Source organism: Bifidobacterium amazonense (assembly GCF_018555435.2).
GTDB lineage: Bacteria > Actinomycetota > Actinomycetes > Actinomycetales > Bifidobacteriaceae > Bifidobacterium > Bifidobacterium amazonense.
The window spans coordinates 1-1,335 of sequence record NZ_JAFEJT020000132.1 but is presented as its reverse complement, the minus strand read 5'-3'; the positions used below and the strand labels follow the sequence as shown (position 1 = coordinate 1,335).

1 pseudogene is annotated in these 1,335 nt (G+C 64.3%); it reads right to left on the bottom strand.

Annotation, left to right across the window (positions count from 1 at the left end):
• A pseudogene (locus JS533_RS13645) lies at positions 1-1,280 on the bottom strand (IS3 family transposase); the annotation flags it as partial.
• Positions 1,281-1,335 lie beyond the last annotated feature (55 nt).

Here is a 1,335-nt window from a genome sequence, read left to right as displayed (position 1 = left end):
TGAAGTGGCCTGATTTTTGTTCCGTCTCTGCTATGAGACGGCTTGTGCCATCTGCTTTTGATAATACTCGTTCTCGACCTGTTCCGGTGTCCTGTAGCCCAGGGAGGCGTGCAGTCGCTTCGAGTTGTACCACGAGACCCACCGCATCGTCGCATACTCCAGCTCGGCCACACTCCGGTAGGGCTTGTTGACCCAGATCAGCTCGCGTTTGTACGTGTTGTTCGTGCGTTCCGCCAGCGCGTTGTCGTACGAGTCGCCGACCGTGCCGGTCGAGGGGAGCATGCCCGCGTCAGCCACGTGCGTGGAGTACACGAGGCTGATGTACTGCGAGCCGTGGTCGGAGTGATGCACGCACCCGTCGGCGCCGCCGTGGCATCTCGCCCACACGACGGCCTGCTCCAACGCCTGCAACGGCAGTTCCTCCGTACGCATCGTGGAGGCCGTCGCCCAGCCGACGATTCTTCTGGCGTACGCGTCGGTGACAAACGCGACGTACGCGAACGAGCCGTCCGCCAGGCGAACGTAGGTGATGTCGGCCACGTGCAGCCGGTTCGGCGCCAAGGCGGCGAACTTGCGTTCGACCAGATCCAGCCTGCCGCCACGGCCCTTGGCGGGAACCGTGGTGACCGGCCTCCTGCCGCCCCGAACGCCTTGGAAGCCGAGCCCGCGCATGATGCGGGCGACCTGGTCCCTGCCGACCTCCCGTGGATCCCAGCCCTGACGGATGAGCTGGTGCCATACCTTCCGGTATCCGTACACGCGCATGAACTCGTCCTCCCGGATCACAGTGATGTCACGCGCCAACGCCTCGTGGCGCGCCCCCATACGACTGACGGGACGGCGTTTGAACATGCGGTAGCCGCGCGCGGTCAGGAACCCGCAATCCAACGCGGCCGACAGGACCCGGCAGATCGGCCCGACCCCGAAACGGTCCCTGAAGGCGTCGATGTACGCGGCCTTCAACGCCGTGTCGGGTCGAGCCTGGCCGCGAAAAAAGCCGACGCCGTCGTCAGTATCTCGTTCGCCTTGCGCAGCTCCGCGACCTCGGCGCGCAGACGTTTCAACTCGGCGGCCGTCTCCTCCGCGCTGATCGCGGACTGTTCGGCGGTCGTCCGGTCGGCCTTGTTCCTCCACCTGCGCAACGTCTCCGGGGCGATGCCCAGACTCTGCGCGACGGAGGCCACGGCCTTCGTCTCCGACGAATGATTCGCACGCGCCTCCTCCAGAAGCCTGAGCGCCCTCGCCTGGAACTCCTTCGTATAACGAGTCTTTCCGGTCATGTTCCTAGTCTCCCATCAATGAGATAAAACACGGAACAAAAACCAGGTCATATCA